We start from the raw sequence: 17,200 nt of genomic DNA on the forward strand, positions 1-17,200 counted from the left end.
GGGGGGATCCTGTATGACAACGATCATTCGGAAAGATAACGAGTCCCTTGAAGATGCGCTCAGGCGCTTCAAGCGTGAGGTTTCGAAAGTTGGAACCCTTCGAGAGGCACGGAAACGTGAGCATTATGAGAAACCAAGTGAAGTGAAAAAAGCAAAGAGGGCCGAAGCGGCCAGAAAACGACGGAGCAGATCCAGGGGGTAAGTTAAGGTGAGCAATCTGTCGGAACGTATTCAGAAAGATCTCGTTGCAGCTATGAAAACAAGACATGAGCTTGAACTTTCTGTGTTGCGCATGTTGAAATCAGAAATACAAAAGGCTCAGACGGAAAAGGGCCGTACGACGGAACTTGCCGACGATGATATTGTTGCCCTTATCCAGCGTCTCATTAAACAGAGACAAGAAGCCGCGGAGCAATATACCGCAGGAGGAGCTGCTGAGCGAGCCGCAGAAGAGTTGCGTGAAGCTGTGTTTCTTGAAACATATCTTCCAGAGCAGCTTTCTGACAAAGAGCTTGATGAAATGATTGAAAGGGCTGCAGCTGCTGCCAAAGCTACGGGTCCCAAAGATATGGGCCGTGTAATGGGCCGTTTAATGGGGGAAATCCGTGGTAGGGCAGAGGGGAAAAGGGTCAAATCCAGGGTCCAATCCTATTTGCAGTCTCTTGTAGATTAGTTCTTCATGTAAAATAAAAGCCGGGTTTGTGCCCGGCTTTTATTTTTACAGATATTGGAGGAGAGTCATCTATGAGATGTCCCAAGTGTGGAGCTATGGAAACTCGGGTAATCGAGACTCGTACCGCGGACGAGGGACGGGTGGTACGCCGTAGGCGAGAATGCCCTGAATGTCTGGCCCGGTTTACAACCTATGAAAAGGTAGAGGAAAAGAGAACGTTGCGGGTCATTAAAAAAAATGGCAGCAGGGAAATTTTTGACCGTGAAAAAATCACCAGAGGAATCAGCAAGGCCTGTGAGAAGCTTCCCGTATCTTTAGAACAGATTGAAGAAGTAGCTTCCAGAATAGAGGAAAGTTTTCGGTCTGGCGGATATGGGGAAGTTCCGGTTTCACTCATAGGGGAGCGAGTAATGGAGGAACTGAAGCAGTTAAATAAGGTTGCCTACGTTCGTTTTGCTTCTGTCTACCGTGAGTTTACAGACCTGTCAAGCTTTCAGCGAGAGATATCCCGGCTCTCCGGGGAAAAAGATTAGTTGCTTTATCATAAGTTACTTTCCAGTGGGAATTTAATCCATTGCCATACTCAATATTCGTGTATAATTATGTTGGCTTTATGTATCATAGATTCTTTCTCTTTTAATAATATTAAAAGGAGGGGTTTGATTTATGAAGCTGCGAAGGATTGGGTTAGCGTTAGCAATGGTTCTGCTGCTGGGAGGAATGGCTTTTGCTCAAGATACGATTCGCATAGGAGTTTTTCTTCCTCTGACAGGTCAGAACGCTTTTGGCGGTCAGCTTGAGCTGGATGGCGTAAGGATGGCTCACGAAGAAGTCCCGGAAGTATTAGGTAAGAAAGTAGAACTCATAGTAGTGGATAACAAGTCAGACAAAGTCGAGTCGGCAAACGCGGTAAAAAGACTGATTGAGAAAGAAAAAGTGGTTGCCATTATCGGAACCTATGGATCCTCTCTTGCTATGGCAGGCGGAGAAGTGGCAGAAAAAGCAGGGATTCCCGTTATGGGGACATCTTGCACAAACCCGCTCGTAACTCAGGGTAAAAAATATTATTTCCGCGCATGCTTTATAGATCCCTACCAAGGGGCAGCCGCTGCAACCTATGCTATCAGGGAACTTGGCGCGAAAAAAGCCGCAACTCTCGTTGATGTTTCTAATGACTATAGTGTAGGTTTGGCTGGATTCTTCAAACAGTCCTTCCTGAAATTGGGCGGAGAGATCGTTGCAGAGCTTAAGTACAACACTGGCGACCAGGATTTCACAGCGCAGCTTACAGAAATAATCAGCAAAAAACCCGATATTATGTTTATTCCTTCTTACTTCGCCGAAGGCGCTATCATTATGAAACAAGCTGCCGAGCTTGGTGCCGAATTCAAGATCATGGGCGGCGACGCCATGGACAACCCCGAAATAGTCGCTATCGGTGGAGAGGCCGTTGAAGGTTTCATGCACACCACTTTCCCCTATGACCCATCAATGACAGATATGAGCCCTATCGCAAAACAGTTTACCGATAACTGGAAGAAAGGTCACCCAGACAAAGATCCTAACGTCAATGCCGCACTTGGATACGATTCCTACCTTTTGGTTATCGACGCCATCAAACGTGCCGGTGCTGCGGAGCCCGAAGCTATTACCAAGGCTATGGCTGAAACTAAGGACTTCCCAGGTGTAACAGGAAACACAACCATCAACGAAACTCACGATGCTGAAAAAGAAGTGGGTATCGTTATGATCAAGGACGGCAAAAAGACCTTTGTCGGTACTATAAAACCTGAAATGTAATAGGAGCAGTTTTTCATGGTGCTTTTCAGATGATCTGATTTTTATAAAGGCAGGAAGGAAAGCTTTCCTTCCTGCCTTTTCTCAAGGGGGATGTTGCTGTGAGCCTGAATATGTTTATTCAGCATCTATTTAATGCCATTACCCTCGGCTCTCTTTATGGCCTTATAGCAATAGGTTACACCATGGTTTATGGCATCTTGCGACTTATTAACTTCGCCCATGGTGATATTTTTATGCTTGGTGCCTATTTTGTGTTTTTTTCTGTCTCCCTATCCAAGTTGCCATGGGGTATTGCGGTTGCTCTCGCAGTTATCCTTTCTACGTTCTGCGGGATTCTGGTAGATAGAATTGCCTATCGCCCTCTTCGAAACGCGCCCCGAATATCCGCCCTTATCAGCGCGATTGGTGTTTCTTTCTTTATAGAGAATTTGGGCCTTGTGGTCTTTACTGGTCTGCCGAGACCTGTTGTTCAGCCTGCTTGGCTGGTGAAGGTCATTAAGGTAAATGGAGTTCGTATACTGCCTTTAGCTATAGTTGTTCCAGTCGTTACCTTCTCGCTTGTTTTAGGGTTGCTCTGGATTGTCTATAAAACCAAGCCAGGTCTGGCCATGCGGGCCATCTCTAAAGATATTGAAACAACTCGGCTCATGGGAGTTTCGGTGGATAAAGTCATAGCTCTTACCTTTGCTCTAGGTTCAGCTCTGGCAGCGGCTTCAGGGATTATGTGGGCCTTGAGATATCCCCAAATTAACCCATTTATGGGAGTAATTCCAGGATTCAAAGCATTTATAGCTGCTGTTTTTGGTGGCATAGGTTCCATTCAGGGAGCAGTCCTTGGGGGTATGATCCTCGGCATCATTGAGATTATGGTGGTTGCATTTTTTCCCGCTCTTTCTGGATATCGCGATGCTTTTGCCTTTATTCTTCTGATCATTATCCTCCTCATAAGGCCGACTGGTCTTATGGGGGAGAAGCTGGAGGACAAGATCTGATGGATAAAAAGACGAGAAACTTCATATTGAATTTATGCGGCATTGGAGCGCTGGGTCTTTTCCTTTACTGGGCACAGGGAAATCTGGATGGCTACAAGATACAGGTTCTTAATCTAGTCGCTGTCAATGCAATTCTGGCCCTCAGTCTTAATTTGATCTATGGGTTTACGGGGATGTTTTCCCTTGGCCATGCTGGTTTTATGGCTATTGGCGCCTATGTGTGCGCCATACTGATCTTAAGCCCGGCTCAGAAACAGGCCCTATGGATTCTGGAACCGATCATATGGCCATTTTCAGTCATAGGCGCGCCTTTTGTTGTTGCAGTCTTTGCCGGGGGGCTTATTGCCAGTTTCTTCGGTCTCCTTATCGCTATTCCGGTTTTGCGTCTTGGTGGCGACTATCTTGGTATTGCAACCCTTGGCTTTGCAGAAATTATCCGTGTTGTCTTGACAAACCTGACCCCTATTACAAACGGGGCTCTTGGAATTAAAGGTATTCCGTCCTACGCGAACATATGGTGGAACTACGGATGGCTGATCTTTACCCTCTATTTCATGGTTAAGTTTCTCAACAGCAATTTCGGTAATGTTTTGAAAGCCATTCGTGACGATGAGATTGCCGCAAAGAACATGGGTATAGATACTTTTAGGTATAGAGTCATCTCCTTTACCATCGGGGCCTTTTTTGCTGGTATTGGAGGTGCTCTTATGGGAAGCCTCATCACCACCATTGATCCCAAAATGTTTATTTTCTTGCTGACTTTTAACGTGCTCATGATTACTGTCGCTGGGGGGTTGGGGTCTCTTTCCGGGAGTATCCTAGGCAGTTTTATCATCACTATCTTGCTTGAATGGCTCCGTTTTGTCGAAAATCCCCTCACCATAGGATCCTTTGAAATCCCTGGCATTCCGGGGATGCGTATGGTTATTTTCTCCCTCGCTCTGATCCTCATAATCCTCTTTAGGCGAGAAGGCATGATTGGGATGAGAGAGATTACCTGGGACGGGATCTTTGCCCGCTTCAACAAAGGGGGGAAGGCGGAATGAACCAGCCTAAAGCTGTGCTTGAAACAAAGGGGCTCACCATGTGTTTCGGCGGGTTAACGGCGGTAAACGCTTTTAATATGGCCGTTCCGAAGGGAAGTATTGTTGGGCTGATAGGTCCTAATGGTGCGGGAAAGACCACTGTTTTTAATATGATTACAGGTTTTTATAAGCCTACAGAAGGTAATATCTTCTTCAATGAAGATAATATTACAGGTTTCCCTCCAAATAAGGTATGTGAGTCGGGCATTGCCCGAACATTTCAGAATATACGTCTTTTTACCAATGAGACGGTAGTGCAGAATGTTATGATAGGCTGCCATGTACGGCAGAAAAGCAAGTGGTGGATGGCACCTTTCCCAGTGCCATCTATGATCCAGGAAGAGAAGGAAATTCGTGAGAAATCTATGAAGCTGCTGGAATCTGTGTCTTTGGCTCAACATGCTGACGAACTTTCAAGCTCTCTGCCTTATGGAGCGCAACGTCGTCTTGAAATAGCCAGGGCCCTCGCCACAGATCCGAGCTTCTTGCTTCTTGATGAACCCGCAGCCGGCATGAACCCTTTGGAAACTGTGGACCTCATGTCCTTTATACGCAGAATCCGCGACGAGTTTAATTTAACTATCCTTCTTATCGAACATGATATGAAGGTTGTCATGGGAATTTGCGAATATATCTGGGTTCTTGATTACGGCAAGCTCATTGCAGAAGGAAATCCAGACGAGATACAGTCCAACCCTAGGGTTATAGAAGCCTACCTTGGAGAGGAGTACGTGAAAAATGCTTAAAATAGAGGAACTTCACGTTTACTATGGAGGAATTCATGCCGTAAAAGGCATAAGTCTTCATATTCCCAAGGGGAAGATAGTTACGTTGATTGGCGCTAATGGAGCCGGTAAGAGCAGTACTATTCGGAGCATAGCCGGCCTTGTCCGGTCTGCGAAGGGAAAGATTCTCTACACCAGTAATGAAGGGGTTGAAGAGAATATATTAGGGAAGGCCCCTGAATTCATAGTAAAAAAAGGCATTGCCATGAGCCCCGAGGGGCGGCGTATCCTCCCCCATCTAACAGTGGAGGAAAACCTTCTTTTAGGCGCCTACATCAGAAATGATAAAGAGGGAATTGAAAAGGACATGGACCACGTGTATTCTCTGTTCCCACGCCTTAGAGAGAGGGCATGGCAGAAGGGGGGAACTCTATCGGGAGGGGAACAGCAAATGCTTGCTGTGGGCAGAGCTCTTATGAGCCGCCCAGACCTTGTGATGATGGACGAGCCTTCCCTTGGCCTTGCACCCATGCTTGTTAAGGAAGTGTTTGATATAATTCGGGAAATAAACGCTCAGGGGAAAACAGTTCTTCTTGTTGAGCAAAATGCTTTTGCTGCGTTGAAAGTCGCTCATTATGCCTATATTCTTGAGGTTGGCAGTATTGTTCTCTCTGGCCCGGGTGAGGATTTGCTGAAAAATCCAAGAGTTAAAGAGGCATATCTAGGTGGCTAAGAATAGGTAGTATAATATTTACAGCTAAAAAGCAGGGGCCGAGTCTTGCCGGCCCCTGCTTTGTGTCATAATATGGAGAAGCGCAGTGTGGCACCGATAATTTGGTTGAGGAGGCGACAAGACTAAATGTCTGCCCTGAATGTTCCGAACATGTTAAGTCTGTTACGAGTTTTCCTGACTCCCTTAGTAGTTATCTTTTTGACCCTGAAAATAAGCACTCCAGTTCTTATCCTTGAAAAACTGGGAACCGAGGTAAGCTATGGGGACCTTATTGCTGGATTTGTCTTTATTCTTGCGGCTCTCACTGATACTGCCGATGGTTACATTGCCCGTAAAAAAGGCATCGTTACCAACCTTGGCAAATTTATAGACCCTCTGGCGGATAAGATCCTTGTGGTTGCGGCTTTAATCTCCCTCGTAGAATTACAGCGTTTGCCTGCATGGATAGTGGTGGTCATTATCTCCCGGGATTTTGTTGTTACAGGCATCCGCCTTGTAGCTGCGGTAGAAGGGATAGTTATCGCCGCCTCACCTATGGGCAAACTCAAAACGGTAAGTCAGATCATTGCCATATCGTTGTTAATATTCAATTTCCCAGGGGGGCTCCTCGCTATGTGGGTGGCCATGATTCTCACTGTGTGGTCTGGCATGGAATATCTCATAAAAGGGCGAAACATCATTTTTGACGCTTCGTAAGAGGGTGGATTTTCATATGGGAGAAAATATAATTGCCTATATAGACGGAATGAAAAATCAAATGGTTGAAAGTCTGGCTCAGCTTATTGGCTTTCCCGCTATCTCTCCTCATGACGGAGGGAAAGGAGAGGTCGAAAAAGCGCGCTTTATTGCGAAGCTTCTACTAGAAAAAGGCCTTCCGGAAGCAGAATGGCATAATGCCCCTGATGAGAAGGCGCCAGAAAAATATCGCCCTAATCTTATAGTGCGTATCCCAGGCAGAATAAAAAAACGCCTTTGGGTCATCACACACATGGATGTGGTTCCAGAGGGCGATTCCACCCTTTGGCACACTGACCCTTTCAAGGCTTCTATAAAAGACGGCCGTATATTTGGGCGGGGCTGCAGTGACAATGGGCAAGAGCTCATAGCCAGTATTTTTGCAGCTGTAGCATTGAAAGAGCAGAATATTGTGCCGGAATATGAGGTTTGCCTCTGCTTTGTAGCAGATGAAGAGCTGGGCAGTCTATACGGCATACAGCATCTTATCAAAGAAGGGCTTTTCAGTTCAGAAGACCTTGTGGTTGTTCCAGATGGTGGAAATGAACGGGGTGATTTTATTGAAGTTGCAGAAAAAAGCATCCTGTGGGTCCAATGGACAGTGACAGGGAAACAGGTTCATGGGAGCAGGCCTGACCTTGGTCTAAACGCTTGCCGAATTGCAAATGAATTTGCCATGAAACTTGATGGAGCCCTCAACGAAGCCTTCCCAGAAAAGAATGGGCTTTTTTCTCCCTCCCTTTCCACTTTTGAGCCTACTCGGCGATTGGCCAACGTGAGCAACGTAAACACTGTTCCCGGCAAAGAGATCTTCTGTCTTGATTGCCGAATACTGCCTTCGATCAATGTAGATGAAGTGTTGAAGGTTATGGAGCAGATTGCCCATTTGGAGGAGCAGAAAAGTGGTGCCGAAATCGACTTAACCGTACTCCAGCGAACCGATTCCACAAGCCCCACCCCATCTGATGCGCTTGTGGTTAAGCTTCTTTCAGAAGCAGTTAAGGAAGTTTATTCTTTTGCGCCGGTGATAGGTGGAGTAGGAGGCGGGACCTGTGCTGCCTATTTTAGAAAAAATGGCGTTCCGGCAGTTGTCTGGGCGCAAGAAGCTGATGTGGCCCATATGCCAAATGAATATTGTGAAATTACCCATCTAGTGAATGAGACAAAAGTTTTTGCCCTTATGATGGCAGGCAGTAAAAATACTTTTGACCCGTTACTCCCAGACGGCATATAATAAACTCTTGTGGAACGATCATCGTATATTATTTATTGAGGTGAAGTAAATGTTGAAAGGCCTAAAGCGCGTTCTTGGTTTAGACCCCAATGAACGGGCGCTGAAAAGATATCGTCAGATAGCTGATGATATCAACGGGCTGGAGCCAGAGTATAGTGCGAAAAGTGATGAAGACCTTCGCTCTTTGGTTGCAGACTTCAAAAGACGAGCTAACGAAGGAGAAAGCCTTGACAATCTTCTTGTAGAGGTTTTTGCCCTTGTAAGGGAAGTTTCAAGGAGAACTCTTGGCCTCCGCCATTTCGACGTACAGCTAATGGGAGGCATGGCTCTTCACGAAGGCAAGATAACAGAAATGAAGACTGGTGAAGGGAAGACACTTGTGGCCACCCTTGCGGTAGTGCTTAATGCCCTTTCCGGCAATGGAGTACATGTGGTTACAGTGAATGACTACCTGGCGAAGCGTGACGCAGAATGGATGGGACCTATCTATCGTTTTCTCGGTCTCTCCGTAAAGTGTATTTATGCTTATATGGATCAGGAAGAAAGAAAAGAAGCGTATCTTTCTGACGTAACTTACGGAACGAACAGTGAGTTTGGCTTCGACTATCTTCGAGATAACATGGCAGTGGCTAAAGATCAGCTTGTCCAGCGGGGGCATCATTTTTGCATTGTTGACGAAGTTGACTCTATTTTGATTGACGAAGCTCGAACCCCTCTTATCATTTCCGGCCCCTCTGAAGACAACGTAGAGATGTATACCACAGCAGATCAGATTGCAAGGCAACTTAAAGAGGCTCGGGATTTTGAAAAGGATGAGAAAGAGCGAAACGTAGCTTTTACAGAAGATGGTATAGCCCGTTGTGAGAACTTGCTTAAAATGCCCGGGCTTTTTTCTGATGCTGCCAATTCAGATCTTGCCCACCGAATAGTGCAGGCCGTTAAAGCCCACGTGCTTTTTCAAAAAGACGTTCATTACGTTGTAAAAGATGGGGAAATTATAATCGTAGATGAATTTACCGGCCGGCTAATGTTTGGCCGGCGCTATTCTGATGGGTTGCATCAGGCCATCGAGGCGAAGGAAAAAGTCAGAGTTGGCAGAGAAAGCCAGACTCTTGCCACCATAACTTTGCAGAATTATTTCCGGATGTACAGGAAACTGGCGGGAATGACCGGTACTGCTGTTACTGAATCAGAGGAGTTTAAAGAGATCTATGGTCTGGATGTCATTGTGGTACCTACCAATAAGCCTATGGTGCGAAGCGATTTCCCTGATGTAATCTACCGCACATCCCTTGAAAAATTCCACGCTGTGGCAGAGGAAGTGGAAGAGACCTATGGCAATGGTCAGCCGGTACTTGTGGGAACAACATCCATTGAGAACTCAGAACGCATTAGCAAGTTGCTGAAAGCCCGCAAAATTCCTCACCAGGTCCTGAATGCCAAATATCACGAAAAAGAAGCTCAGATCGTTGCGCAGGCGGGGCGGTTTGGAGCGGTTACCGTGGCGACGAACATGGCTGGCCGAGGTACTGATATTGTATTGGGCGGGAACCCAGATTTCCTGGCAAAAGAAACTCTTCGAAAAGAAGGCAATGATGAAGATCCGAATCCTTCAAAATATCAGCAGCTTCTTGAAGAGTATCGGCAGATATGCGCTAAAGAACGGGATGAGGTTCTTGATAAAGGCGGTCTCAAGATCATAGGTACGGAGCGTCACGAATCGAGAAGGATCGATAACCAGCTGAGGGGCCGATCCGGCCGACAGGGAGATCCGGGATCAAGCCGTTTTTATCTCTCCCTTGAAGATGATCTTTTAAGACTCTTTGGTTCCGAGCGTATTCAGGGCATAATGGAAAAATTAGGCATGGAAGAAGGGGAAGCGATAGAACACAACCTTCTTACGAAAGCTATCGAATCGGCCCAGAAGAAAGTGGAGCAAATGCATTTTGATATACGCCGTCAGCTTTTGTCCTATGACAATGTTATGAACCAGCAGCGGGAAGCCGTGTACGGTGAGCGTCACAGAATTCTCGAAGACAAAAACATTATTGACCACACACGGGATGTGGTAACTGGTGTTGTAGATGATGTGCTGAACCATTATTTCCCCGAAGAAGGGGAACCTGAACCAGAGCGGGCGGAAGCGAGGCTAAGAGGACTTTTCGGCCCGGGTTTCGAAACCTTTTTAAAAAGTGTTGATAGCAGCCGCCTCTTACCTGAAGTGTCTGAACAGATAAAGCAGGAAGTGGAGTCCCGTTTCACTCGGAAGATAGAGAATCTTGGCCCTTTGGTGGCAGATGAGCTGATGAGATTCATCGTCCTCCACACCCTTGATACGAGCTGGAAAGATCATCTCCTTGCAATGGATGAGTTGAGGAGGGGTATCGGACTGCGGGCCATAGGTCAAAAAGATCCTCTTCTTGAATACCAGTTTGAATCATATAACCTTTTCCAATCTATGATGGGACGGGTGCGAGAGTCTATTTCTGAGCTGGCTTTCAGGGTTACGGTTGTTTCTGAGGAAACTCACAGAAGTCCTGATCGGCAAAGTCTTAGAGAGAGCAGAGACTTTGCTATGCCAATCCCTTCAGGGGAGGTCCCCGGAGCCGGAGTGGGTACAGAAAAACATCAACCCATACGGAAGGGGCCCAAAGTTGGGCGCAATGATCCTTGTCCGTGCGGCAGCGGCAAAAAGTATAAGTATTGCTGCGGCAAAAATGCCTAATGATAACAAGAGGAGGGTAACGGGTATGGGCCGGAACATTTTAAAAATAGCTTTGAATGTGGCCATTCTGGCGATTTTAGCGGGGACAGTGTTGCTTTCACCAGCTATGGCGGCTTCGGATATTGACATACAGCGACTTGTTCAGGAAGCCCCGGATTTTTCCCTTTATGAAAAGGCGCAAGGTATCGTCTGGTTGAAGGACCACCACTACACATTGCTTGCCGATGGCAGTATGGAAACTGATATCTCCTGGGTAGTGCTTGTGCGGGATACTATTGACCCTTCCTGGCAGGATTGGTCTTTGCCAGCTCCCGAAGGAGGTTCTGTCGAAATTATGAAGGCGGAAGTGTATGATCCTGCTTCCGCTCTGTTGATAAAAACGGCAGAGGTTTCTTCTCAGGAAGTGGAAGGCCGTTCCCTTTATCATGTGCATTTCCCTGCAAGAGATGAAGTTATCTGGGTTCTTTCCTATAGGGTCCGATCTCCTCGAAAACTAGGGGTGGATGGCTATGTGAGAACAGGCCTGACCCTCCCCCTATGGGAGCAGTTCATTACAGTGGATGTGCCCGCTGGTTCATCATTCTCCTGGCTTGCCAGTGAGAACGACGAACCAGTACTCCAGAAACAGGCCGGGCGAGATCGATATCTATGGCATATAGTCAATCGCCCCATATGGCGAGGGACATCTCTTCTAAGCTCTTTCGAACCTTTTATAGCCTTTAGCATGCAGCAGGGGGAAGATGCTTATTATCGCCTTTTTCAGTCAATGGAAGGTGTTACTGTACCCGATGCCCCTGCATCGGTGGTTTCCATAGCAAAAAATGCAAACCATATGAAAGCCGGTAATGAAATTATTCAGTATGTAAAGAATCAGCCGTCCTTTCCGGATTTCGTGGCGGATAATCTTTTGAGGACAGTGATCCCTGAGAAAGGTGCCTGGTCGGATTGGGAAAAGACAATCATTCTCGCCCGATGGCTGCCCCTCGCGGGGTGGCAGGTGAATCTGAAATGGGTTACAGCGGCAGACATTGCAAAGGATACGCCTGTAACCAGGGGTTTTCTTCTAAAGCCGATCCTTGAAGCTTCTATCCCTGGCAGCGGCACTTTCTATTTCGACATTCGGCAGGGGCTTTCTTTGGGCAACACCCCTCCCTCTCTATGGGGCAGCAGGATATGCGGCATTGTTGACAGAAAACTTACATCCGATGTTATTCAGGGAGGCGGCGCAGCGGATCATCGACTTTCCCTTCGCTGGAATCTGAACCTTGACGAGAGCGGTTATCTTTCCGGGCATGCCTCTTTCTTGTTGCGAAACGGATGGGCGGGACTTTTCTTTGGAGGGAAGACACCTGATATTTCAACGGCTGCCTCTATTCTTTCAAACAGCACGGGGCTCCAGTTCGATAGCGGACAAGGGGAAATAAAGAAGCTGAAATATGGCTATGAAATAATCTTCCCCGTAAAGGTGTTTGGAGCGATTACTGGAGCTTCAGGTAAGCAGATGCTGGTAAAGCTTCCAACTTTTACTCCGCGATGCCTGAAGGAACTAGTGACTGTCCGCTCTCCTTTTTCCGTGCAGTTTCCATTTGCTGTAGAGATGGAATATGACCTTCGCATTCCAGACACCATGAGCGTTCTTGCCCTTCCAGGTACGTCAGGTAAAGATATGGGAAAAGTAAAGTATTATGAAAATCTGACCTATAAAAAGAAAAAACATACAGTGAATGGTAGCGCCAGAGTAGTTGTGTCTGTGGATCGTTTTGATGGTTCCTTGGCCTCTGCCCTTAGCGAATCCCTGCGGCGTTTTGCCGATTTTAATACGAAGACACTGCCCCTGCGTGCAAAGTAAGTCTTTATCGGAGGTGTAAGAATGGCAGATGTATTGCGGACCCTTCGCCAGCTTCTGGATGAAGCGGTCCTATCCATGGCAGAAGAAAAAAATGTTGCAATTGATGATATTCCTGAGTTTGCTATTGAAAAACCGAAAAACGAGGGGCACGGAGATTGGGCAACAAACGCGGCCATGCAGCTGGCGAGAATATTCCATGACAATCCGAGAAAACTGGCCGAGCAAATTGTGAGCCGGTTGGCTGATTGTGATTATTTTACGGCGGTAGAAATTGCCGGTCCAGGTTTTATCAATTTTCGCCTCTCTAAAAAGTGGATGGGGGAAGTTGTAAAAGATATTATTACCCTTGACGATGATTACGGTCGCCAGAATATAGGCGGAGGAGAAAAGGTTCAGGTGGAATTTGTAAGCGCCAATCCTACCGGCCCCCTTCATGTGGGTCATGGTCGGGGTGCCGCTGTTGGTGACATTATTGCAAGGATCCTTGACTTTACCGGGTGGCAGGTGGAGAAAGAATATTATATTAATGATGCCGGATTGCAGATGGAGATTCTGGGGCGTTCAACACAGTCCAGATACTTCAAGCTTCTAAACTGCCCGGAACGTGCTCCATTTCCGGAAGATGCCTATAAAGGCGAGTATATATACGACCTGGCGAGGGAGATCATCGACCAGGAGGGGGATCGTTTCCTTTCTTTGCCCCTTGAAGAAAGCCTCGGTTTCTTTCAGACCTACGCAGCAGGCCGCATCCTGGAAGGCATTAAAAAAGACCTTGCAGATTTTGGCGTTGCATATGATGTCTGGTTTTCAGAGAAGAGTCTCTACGACAGGAATTTAGTTCCCCAGGCTATGGAGATGCTCAATAAACATGGGTACGCCTATGAGGAAGAAGGGGCGCTCTGGTTTAGGGCCACAGCCTTCGGAGATGAAAAGGATCGCGTTCTCATTCGGAATAACGGTGTGCCAACCTATTTCGCCTCAGATATTACCTATCATATGGAAAAATTTAGTCGGGGCTTTCAAAGGGTGATTGACGTTTGGGGAGCTGACCATCATGGATATGTCCCCCGAATGAAAGCGGGAGTGGAGGCTCTGGGCAAGGAAAGAGGAAGTCTTGAAGTCGTACTGATCCAGTTCGTAAATCTTTTGCGAGGCGGCGAACAAGTTGCTATGTCTACCCGTTCAGGACAATTTGTAACATTAAGGGACGTTATGGATGAAGTCGGTGTAGATGCAACGAGATATTTCTTTGTTATGAGGCGGAGCGACAGCCATCTTGATTTTGATCTGGAGCTGGCCAAGCAATCCTCTAATGAAAATCCAGTGTACTATGTTCAGTACGCCCATGCGCGCATTTGCAGCGTTCTCAAAGAGGCAGAAAACAGGCATATCCCAATGCCCGGTCTTGCTGGGTTTAACCCAGAGCTTCTTGTTTCTGACGAAGAGAAAAAACTAGTCAATCGTCTTTCCCTCTTCCCCCAGGAAGTGAAACGGGCTGCTTTGGACCGCGCTCCCCATGTGATTGTAAGTTTTGCCTATGATCTGGCAGCGGACTTTCATTCTTTTTATAATGCCAATCGCATACTTGGGGAACGTCAGGATATTATGGATATGCGGCTTTTGCTTGTGCAAGCATCGAAGTCTGTGCTTTCCCGCTCTTTAAAACTTCTTGGAGTGAGTGCTCCGGAAAGGATGTAAAGGCATGCCGCGGTTACGGTGGGTTCTTTTAACGGTTGTCCTGTTTCTTATAACAGCCATTATGGGAACAGCCTATATCGTGGAACTTCGCGACATACGCCGCCTTTCAGTTTTAGTGGATACCCGAATGAACTATTTAATGGAAAAAAGCCGGACGATCCAGGAATGCCGTGAAAAGATCGAATTTTATAAAACTCAGGAAGGGATGGCCCATCTGGCGAGAGACCAGTATAACCTGGTTTTTCCAGGTGAGCGGATCTATAAAATTGTTGTAACGTCAGATGATACCTTGCCCGAGAATAAACAGTAGCGTATAATACACGGGCATGTGTCCCTGTCTCTTTTTAAGAAAAGAGACCACTTAGACCAAAGGGAGGAGGTGAGTTACGTGCGGCCATACGAAATGATGATTCTTGTCAATGCAGATCTCGAAGAACCTAAAGAAGAGGTTTCTAAAGTGGAAGAGGTCGTACGAAGCCTCGGTGGAGAGCTTTCAAAAACCGATATATGGGGAAAAAGAAAGCTGGCTTATCCAGTAAATGAGCACACCGATGGTTTCTATGCCGTTATGACCTTTAAGCTCAACCCTGACGAAATAACAGAGCTTGAACGATTGCTGAGCTTGCGGCAGAATGTGCACCGGCAGATGATCGTCCGTCTTGACGAAGAATAAGGAGGAGATCTTTTGGCCAGGGGATTCAACAAAGTCATACTTATGGGAAATCTGTCTCGTGATCCTGAAATTCGTTACACTACGTCCAAACAGGCAGTAGCAAGGTTGAACGTAGCTGTTGACCGTCAATGGAAAGGCCGAAGCGGAGAAGTGCAGAACCAGGTCGATTTTATCCCAGTTGTTGTCTGGGGGGCTCAGGCTGAGAACTGCGAACGGTACCTCCGCAAGGGACGTCCGGTTTTGATAGAAGGACGTCTCCAGGTGAGGAGTTACGATGACAAATCAGGTGAACGCCGCTGGATGACTGAAGTAATCGCTGCTTCAGTAATCTTTTTAGGCAGTGCTCCCAGAGATGATGAGAATAAAGGAAGCCCTTATGGTGGAGGAAACGATGATTTCGGAAGTATCCGCGATAAAGGTTTCGATGGAGAAGAGTTTCCTCTTGACATCTCCGAAATGGGACAACCTGATTCCGGGGATGATGAAGCAGATATTCCCTTTTAGAGAGGAGGAACACAACTATGGCTGTAAGTGGAGGCGCTTCAAAGGGGCCGAGAGCTCCGAGAAGAGGCGGCAAGAGACGGCCAAAGGTTTGTTTTTACTGTGTCGACAAAATCGATTATGTTGACTATAAAGATGTAGAACGCCTGAGGAAGTACATTAGTGAACGAGGCAAGATCATGCCGAGACGGGTTACCGGGAATTGCGCCAAACATCAGCGGCAGCTGACAACAGCAATTAAAAGAGCTCGTTTTATGGCGCTTTTGCCCTACTCTGTAGATTAAACGGCTGAATAATAAGATTTTCCAGGGGGGTGGCCGAGGCTTCTCCCCTTCTTTTTTAGGCACAACTAGTGCGTGAAAGGATGTTTTTGTGTGACACCAACGAGAAGCCTCGTGGAATCATCCCTTCTTGTAGGGCTGGCAGTCGTACTTTTTCTCGCGGCTCAATTTCTTCCTGTCGTCGGAATTGTTTTTTCCTTTCTTTGTCCGGCCCCTCTTGTAGTAATGGGCCTGAGGCACGACATAAAAAAGGCCCTTCTTGGTGTAGCTGTAGCTACAGGTCTCATTACGATCTTTATGGGCCCCATAGGTGCGTTGTTCTTTATTCTTGGTTTCGGTGTATTAGGGGTGGGGCTTGGCATTCTTGCAAAACGCTTTACCAGGGGAGTTGAGATTATTCTTTATGGAATACTTCTCTCCCTGGGAAGCAAGTTGCTTCTCATGGTTATTGCGAGCAAAGTAATGGGAGTAAATCCTTTTTCCATAGATCCAGTAGAGATGGAAACCATGTTCAATAAGATATTTGCCTTCTACGCAGGAAAAGGGCTTTCCCCGGAAACAATTGAATCAATGAAGCAGCAGGTGATGATGTCTCTGAAGATAATTCCCCTTGTCTTTCCTGCACTCCTTACTTTAGCAGCCTCTGTTGATTGCTATCTTAGCTATGTCATTAGCAGTGCAGTGATAAGGAGGGTTGGAAGCGGGATTCTTCCGCCTTTGCCGTCTTTCTCCAACTGGCGGTTCCCTAAAAGTATTTTTTGGGCTCTGCTAGTATCTATGGTTTTTTCTATGGTGGGAATACAACAAGGACAGACTAGCCTGCTATTTCGTATGGGGATGAACTTAAAACTCCTTGTCAATATTATTTTCCTACTTCAGGGGTTGTCAGTCATCTGGTATTATCTTTCATTGAAGGGTATGGGGGCTGTTGTTAAATGGATTGCGGTAATACTTATAGTTTTTATCCCATTCCTTTCGAATGTTTCACTGATCCTTGGAGTGGCAGATATGTGGTTTGATTTCAGGTCACGAATCAGGAGGGAATAGCAATGAAGGTGATCTTGAAAGAAGATGTTGCAAAACTTGGCAGTAAAGGCGACCTTATCGAAACATCCGACGGATATGCTCGAAATTATCTTTTTCCAAGAGGTTTGGCGGAAGAGGCTACACCTGCCAAGCTGAAAGAGTGGAAGAAAGTGAAGGAAGCCCGAGAAAGAAAAGAAGAAAAAATGTTGGCCGAAGCTCAGGCAAAAAGCCGGAAGCTTCAGGGGAAGCGGGTTATTGTAAAAGCGAGCGCCGGAGAATCGGGGAAACTTTTTGGAAGCGTAACAAACGCTCATATAGAGGATGCCCTGAAAAATCAGCTGGATGTATCAATTGATAAGAAAGACATCAGACTTGATGAAAATATTCGAAATACGGGAAATTATTCCTTTACGGTCAAGCTCTATCAAGGGGTAGAAGCTCGTATGACCGTCAAAGTTGAGGCTGAATAG

Annotated in this window: 19 protein-coding genes; all 19 read left to right on the plus strand. The window is 46.6% G+C overall.

The window, feature by feature from the left end:
- Nucleotides 1–13 precede the first annotated feature (13 nt).
- The 19 genes from rpsU (at nt 14) to rplI (ending at nt 17,200) form a co-directional block, all read left to right on the plus strand.
- Nucleotides 14–202 (plus strand): 30S ribosomal protein S21, encoded by a 189-nt coding sequence (gene rpsU / locus B2U56_RS05025; RefSeq protein WP_013048816.1) that lies wholly within the window; start codon nt 14–16, stop codon nt 200–202.
- 6 nt (nt 203–208) lie between these two features.
- Nucleotides 209–673, plus strand: a complete 465-nt coding sequence (locus B2U56_RS05030) for a GatB/YqeY domain-containing protein (protein ID WP_286952637.1) — start codon at nt 209–211, stop codon at nt 671–673.
- 71 nt (nt 674–744) lie between these two features.
- Nucleotides 745–1,206 carry a transcriptional regulator NrdR gene (gene nrdR / locus B2U56_RS05035; RefSeq protein WP_286952638.1) on the plus strand — a complete coding sequence of 154 codons (462 nt, stop codon included), beginning with the start codon at nt 745–747 and terminating at the stop codon, nt 1,204–1,206.
- A gap of 133 nt (nt 1,207–1,339) precedes the next feature.
- Nucleotides 1,340–2,473, plus strand: a complete 1,134-nt coding sequence (locus tag B2U56_RS05040; RefSeq protein WP_286952639.1) for an ABC transporter substrate-binding protein — start codon at nt 1,340–1,342, stop codon at nt 2,471–2,473.
- Nucleotides 2,474–2,571: 98 nt separating this feature from the next.
- Nucleotides 2,572–3,465, plus strand: a complete 894-nt coding sequence (locus B2U56_RS05045) for a branched-chain amino acid ABC transporter permease (protein WP_286952640.1) — start codon at nt 2,572–2,574, stop codon at nt 3,463–3,465.
- Complete coding sequence (locus B2U56_RS05050; protein WP_286952641.1) at nt 3,465–4,511, plus strand: branched-chain amino acid ABC transporter permease; 1,047 nt, start codon at nt 3,465–3,467, stop codon at nt 4,509–4,511. Before B2U56_RS05045 ends, B2U56_RS05050 begins: the two co-directional genes overlap by 1 nt.
- Nucleotides 4,508–5,296 carry an ABC transporter ATP-binding protein gene (locus B2U56_RS05055; protein WP_286952642.1) on the plus strand — a complete coding sequence of 263 codons (789 nt, stop codon included), beginning with the start codon at nt 4,508–4,510 and terminating at the stop codon, nt 5,294–5,296. The genes B2U56_RS05050 and B2U56_RS05055 overlap by 4 nt, the downstream gene beginning before the upstream one ends.
- Entirely contained in the window at nt 5,289–6,008 is a 720-nt protein-coding gene (locus tag B2U56_RS05060) for an ABC transporter ATP-binding protein (protein WP_213699992.1), read from the plus strand. The genes B2U56_RS05055 and B2U56_RS05060 overlap by 8 nt, the downstream gene beginning before the upstream one ends.
- 126 nt (nt 6,009–6,134) lie before the next feature.
- Complete coding sequence (pgsA, locus tag B2U56_RS05065; RefSeq protein ID WP_213699993.1) at nt 6,135–6,704, plus strand: CDP-diacylglycerol--glycerol-3-phosphate 3-phosphatidyltransferase; 570 nt, start codon at nt 6,135–6,137, stop codon at nt 6,702–6,704.
- Between the two features lie 16 nt (nt 6,705–6,720).
- Nucleotides 6,721–7,977: a M20 family metallo-hydrolase gene (locus B2U56_RS05070; protein ID WP_213699994.1), complete on the plus strand. Its 1,257-nt coding sequence runs from the start codon at nt 6,721–6,723 to the stop codon at nt 7,975–7,977.
- 49 nt (nt 7,978–8,026) lie between these two features.
- A complete protein-coding gene (gene secA / locus B2U56_RS05075) occupies nt 8,027–10,702 on the plus strand; it encodes a preprotein translocase subunit SecA (protein WP_286952643.1) in 2,676 nt (891 codons plus the stop codon).
- A gap of 25 nt (nt 10,703–10,727) precedes the next feature.
- Nucleotides 10,728–12,551 (plus strand): hypothetical protein, encoded by a 1,824-nt coding sequence (locus B2U56_RS05080; RefSeq protein ID WP_286952644.1) that lies wholly within the window; start codon nt 10,728–10,730, stop codon nt 12,549–12,551.
- Nucleotides 12,552–12,572: 21 nt separating this feature from the next.
- Nucleotides 12,573–14,249, plus strand: a complete 1,677-nt coding sequence (gene argS, locus B2U56_RS05085; protein ID WP_013048804.1) for an arginine--tRNA ligase — start codon at nt 12,573–12,575, stop codon at nt 14,247–14,249.
- A 4-nt stretch (nt 14,250–14,253) separates the two neighbouring features.
- Complete coding sequence (locus tag B2U56_RS05090; RefSeq protein WP_286952645.1) at nt 14,254–14,559, plus strand: septum formation initiator; 306 nt, start codon at nt 14,254–14,256, stop codon at nt 14,557–14,559.
- Between the two features lie 78 nt (nt 14,560–14,637).
- Nucleotides 14,638–14,922 carry a 30S ribosomal protein S6 gene (gene rpsF / locus B2U56_RS05095; RefSeq protein WP_013048802.1) on the plus strand — a complete coding sequence of 95 codons (285 nt, stop codon included), beginning with the start codon at nt 14,638–14,640 and terminating at the stop codon, nt 14,920–14,922.
- Between the two features lie 12 nt (nt 14,923–14,934).
- Entirely contained in the window at nt 14,935–15,426 is a 492-nt protein-coding gene (locus tag B2U56_RS05100; protein WP_286952646.1) for a single-stranded DNA-binding protein, read from the plus strand.
- A 17-nt stretch (nt 15,427–15,443) separates the two neighbouring features.
- Nucleotides 15,444–15,707, plus strand: coding sequence for a 30S ribosomal protein S18 (gene rpsR / locus B2U56_RS05105; RefSeq protein WP_013048800.1), 264 nt, complete (start codon nt 15,444–15,446; stop codon nt 15,705–15,707).
- A 90-nt stretch (nt 15,708–15,797) separates the two neighbouring features.
- The gene (locus tag B2U56_RS05110; protein ID WP_213700619.1) at nt 15,798–16,751 is read left to right on the plus strand and encodes a YybS family protein; all 954 of its coding nucleotides are present in this window, start codon (nt 15,798–15,800) and stop codon (nt 16,749–16,751) included.
- Between the two features lie 2 nt (nt 16,752–16,753).
- Nucleotides 16,754–17,200, plus strand: a complete 447-nt coding sequence (gene rplI / locus B2U56_RS05115) for a 50S ribosomal protein L9 (RefSeq protein WP_286952647.1) — start codon at nt 16,754–16,756, stop codon at nt 17,198–17,200.

The organism is Aminobacterium sp. UBA4987, assembly GCF_002396985.1.
In the GTDB taxonomy this organism is placed as follows: Bacteria; Synergistota; Synergistia; order Synergistales; family Aminobacteriaceae; genus Aminobacterium; species Aminobacterium colombiense.